3 protein-coding genes are annotated in these 4,290 nt (G+C 69.1%); all 3 read left to right on the top strand.

What is annotated here, in order from left to right:
- On the top strand, nucleotides 1-1,175 hold a 1,175-nt coding region (locus tag NBW84_RS15480; protein ID WP_250285448.1), incomplete at its 5' end, for a glutamate-5-semialdehyde dehydrogenase.
- A 310-nt stretch (nucleotides 1,176-1,485) separates the two neighbouring features.
- A complete protein-coding gene (locus tag NBW84_RS15475; protein WP_250285447.1) occupies nucleotides 1,486-2,046 on the top strand; it encodes a hypothetical protein in 561 nt (186 codons plus the stop codon).
- A 389-nt stretch (nucleotides 2,047-2,435) separates the two neighbouring features.
- The coding region (locus tag NBW84_RS15470; RefSeq protein WP_445548728.1) for a glycosyltransferase family 2 protein at nucleotides 2,436-4,290 on the top strand (1,855 nt) is incomplete at its 3' end.

Genomic DNA, 4,290 nt, shown 5'->3' with positions numbered 1-4,290 from the left:
ACAAGGACCGCGCGCTGCACGCGATGGCGGACGCGCTGATCGCCGGCACTGGGCTGATCCTGGCGGCCAACGGCGCGGACGTGGCCGCCGCGCGGGCCGCGGGCACCGGCGAGGCCATGGTCGACCGGCTCACCCTCACGTCCGGCCGGCTCGCCGCGATCGCGGACGGCCTGCGCCAGGTCGCGCTGCTCGAGGACCCGGTCGGCACGGTGGTACGCGGCCGGGTGCTCCCCAACGGGATCGAGCTGCGCCAGGTCCGGGTGCCGCTCGGCGTGGTCGGGATCATCTACGAGGCCCGCCCGAACGTGACGGTCGACGCCGCCGGCCTGTGCCTGAAAAGCGGCAACGCCGTGCTGCTGCGCGGCAGCGCCTCGGCCCTGCGTACCAACACGGCGCTGGTCGCGGCGCTGCGGGACGCGGTGGCCGCCGCCGGGCTGCCCGCGGACGCGGTCGCGCTCGTGCCCGGCGGCGGCCACGAGTCGGTCAAGCAGCTCATGCGCCTGCGCGGCCTGGTCGACGTGCTGATCCCGCGCGGCGGCGCCGGGCTGATCCGGACCGTGGTGGAGGAGTCCACCGTGCCGGTGATCGAGACCGGGGTCGGCAACTGCCACGTCTACGTCGACGTCGACGCGGACCTCGACCAGGCGCTGGCGATCGCCCTCAACGCGAAGACCCAGCGGCCGTCGGTGTGCAACGCGGCGGAGACGCTGCTGGTGCACGCGGATGTCGCGGACGCCTTCCTGCCGCGGGTGCTCGCGGCGCTGCGGCAGGCGGGGGTGACGGTCCACGGCGACGACGCGGTCCGCTCCCACGACTCCTCGGCGCTGCCCGCGACGGAGGAGGACTGGGCCGCCGAGTACCTGTCGCTGGACCTGGCGGTGCGGGTGGTGGACTCCCTCGACGACGCCGTCGCGCACATCCGCCGGTGGGGCAGCGGGCACACGGAGGCGATCGTGACCCGTTCGCTGGCCGCCTCCCGCCGGTTCATCGCGACCTGCGACAGCGCGGCGGTCATGGTCAACGCCTCGACCCGTTTCACCGATGGTGAACGGTTCGGTTTCGGCGCCGAGATCGGGATCTCCACCCAGAAGCTGCACGCCCGTGGGCCGATGGGCCTGACCGAGCTGACATCCACCACCTGGGTGGGCGTCGGCGACGGTCATCTGGTGGTTTAGCACGGGGACGCCAGCGGTGTGATCGTGTTTTTGTGGAGCCGGTGGTCCGCACTTGTGAACGCCGGGCGGAGGGGCGGCCCGCCGGTGCGGCATCCAGCCGGTGACCTGGCCAAACAAGGGGGATGCCGACAGCCGGACCATGGTGGCGGGTACGCTTCTGGCTCGGTAGGGGACAGCTCTGGAAATTCCGTTACTTGTCCCCTGGCCCGGACCGTGACCGGACCGGAGATGGTCTGCTCGTCCGCCCGTTTCGGGGGCGTCGGATGTCGAAATTCCATGGTGTGACTGTGCCAACGACGGAGGGAACGCCGTGTCGGATGAGGACGCGCCGACTGGTGCCGGGCCGCGCACGGTGGACGTGATTATTGTTCATGTGTGCGGCGTGGCGGGGCTGATCGCCGTGGTGGGTGCCTTCCTGCCGTGGGCGGGCGCGACCCTCGCCGACCGGGGCGCCGATCTGCTGCACAGCAACAGATCGGGGCTGGAGCTGTCCTGGCACGGCAAGGTGGTGCTCGGCCTGGGCATCCTCTGCGCCGTCATCAGCGTGCTGCTGTCCGAGCTCCCCCGCGTCCGCCCGCTCGGGCTGGCGCTGCCCGTCGCCGGCGGCGTCATCGCCGCCCTGAGTGTCTTGAAGATCAATTCTGGGGACGCGATAGCCGCCAGCCTCCTGCGGAAGCGGATCGGCACGTTCCAGACGGACAACCCGGTGGCCACCGCCGAGGTGGGCGTGGGCCTGTGGCTCTGTCTCGTGGCCGGTGCCGCGCTCGTCCTCGGTGGGCTTTTTCTCGGCTGGGCCGCGTGGCGGGCGGCTGGCGCTTCCGAGCGGCCCCCCGGTGGCGTGTCCAGCGGTGTCTCCGGTGGTGTGGCCTGATGGCGGCCGGCGCCCGTGACGTCCCTTGGAGCGTTCCCTGTGACGTCCCCTGCCTGTTGCCTCCGCGCGCCCGCGGGCCTGTGTCCGGGGGTGGTGTCCCACAGCCTCCATAGCGCCTCGGTGGCATGACGTCCTTGGCGGATCGCGCGACCGGCGCGGACCGATCCGGCTGTGACGCCACCGGCACGTGGGTCGACGCGCGCCCTCCCCGGGCCGGCGGGCCGCTGGCCGTGAACGCGCCGACGACGGACGAAGACCCTGGCATCCATCCCTGTCCCGACGTGGACCGGTTCACCGTTCACCGATCTGCATGCGACATGTGACCCGCATGCGACGTATGTCGTGGCGCTGACCGCAACCCGCGGGTGGCACGAGTCCTTGGAAGAGAATTGGCCTACGACTACACCTCCTTCTCGAAGCTCGCGGGTCCGCTCACCCTTCCGCCTGCTGACACAGAGTATCGCGTTGCCTACCGTAAGGTGATGGTAGGGCGGGAGCTCTGGATGGTGCTGCCGCTGTTGATAGCCACCGTCGGGTTGTCGTCGCTGTTCTTCGTCTGGCTGATCCAGCCGGGCCACTTCCCCAAGAGCAGGTATCTGCCGACACCGGTGCACATCGGCAACCTGGTCATGTTCTGGACGATCGTCGTCTCCGAGGGGATCCGGTTACTGAACTCGATCACCCTCTGCTGGGCCGCCTACATCATGCGCAACCCGGTGCCGGTCCGGCCGCCGGCGGGCCTGCGGATCGCGTTCACGACCACCATCGTCCCGTCGAAGGAGCCGTTGGACGTCGTACGCGACACCCTGATCGCGGCCCGGCAGATCCGTTATGGCACGCCCATCGACATCTGGCTGCTCGACGAGGGGGACGACCCGACAGTCCGCCAGATGTGCAAGGACCTCGGGGTCAACCATTTCAGCCGCAAAGGGGTGGAAAGGTGGAACCAGCCGAAGGGAAGATTCCGGGCCAAAACGAAGCACGGTAACCACAACTCCTGGCTGGACGCCCACGGCGGCTCCTACGACGTCGTGCTGTCGGTCGACCCCGACCACATTCCGCTGCCGAACTTCGCCTCGCGCATGCTCGGCTACTTCCGCGACCCCGATGTCGCCTTTGTCGTGGGACCGCAGGTCTACGGGAACTTCCACAGTTTCCTGACCCGGGGCGCGGAAGCGCAGAACTACATGTTCCACTCGGTCATCCAGCGGGCCGCGAACCGGTTCGACTGCGGCATGTTCGTCGGCACGAACCACGCATACCGGGTGTCGGCCTGGCGGCAGATCGGCGGGTTCCAGGATTCGATCACTGAGGATCTGGCCACCTCCTTCGCTGTACACGGAGAGTATCAGTCTGACTCTGGAAAGCACTGGAAGTCGGTATACACGCCGGATGTCGTAGCGGTTGGCGAGGGTCCTGCTACCTGGACGGACTTCTTCAGCCAGCAGCTGCGGTGGGCTCGGGGCTCCAACGAGGTCCTGGTCACCGAGTCGGTCCGCCGGCTGCGGAAGCTGCCGTGGGGGCACCGTCTGCACTACTCCACCCTGATGCTGCACTACCCGACCGTCGCCCTCACCTGGCTGATGGGAATGATGCTCACGGTCAGCTACATGGCCCTGGGGTCGACCGGGGTGACCGTGCAGATATCGTCCTGGCTGGCCCTCTACATCGACGTGGCCGTGGCCAGGCTGCTGCTCTACATCTGGCTGCGACGGTTCAACATCAGCCCGCATGAGGAGAAGGGCACCGCCGGCATCTCCGGGATCTTCGTCTCCATGCTGTGCACGCCGTTCTACTCGACCGCCTTCGTCGGCGCGCTGCTGCGGCGTCCGCTCGGTTTCGTGGTCACGCCCAAGGGGCAGAGCGCAAGCCCCGACCGGCTGCTGACCTTCCGTAAGCACATCTTCTGGGCGACGATATCCGGGATCTCCATCGCCACCGCGGTCGGCTTCGGCCATGTGTATCCGGCGAACATGGTCTGGGCGGCATTATCGTTGATCATCTGCCTGCTTCCCATCTTCATATGGTGGGGATCCCTGATCGCGGGCCGGCTGCGTCCCGTCGGCGAGCCCGGCCTGCTGCCGGCGGTGGCGTCCGAGCAGCCGGGCATACCTCGCCAGGCGACCGCGTCCGAAGCCTCGCTGAGCACCCCCGCGGCAAGCAGGCCCGCGGCAGCCAGGACGGCGGTGGCCGAGGCACCGGTTTCCGAGACCACGGCGGTCATCGCCATGGCGCCGCCGCCCG

The sequence above is a fragment of the Protofrankia sp. CiP1_Cm_nod2 genome, assembly GCF_920664355.1.
In the GTDB taxonomy this organism is placed as follows: domain Bacteria; phylum Actinomycetota; class Actinomycetes; order Frankiales; family Frankiaceae; genus Protofrankia.
Note: the sequence above shows the minus strand (reverse complement) of the source record. Positions and strands in the feature narration are given on the sequence as shown.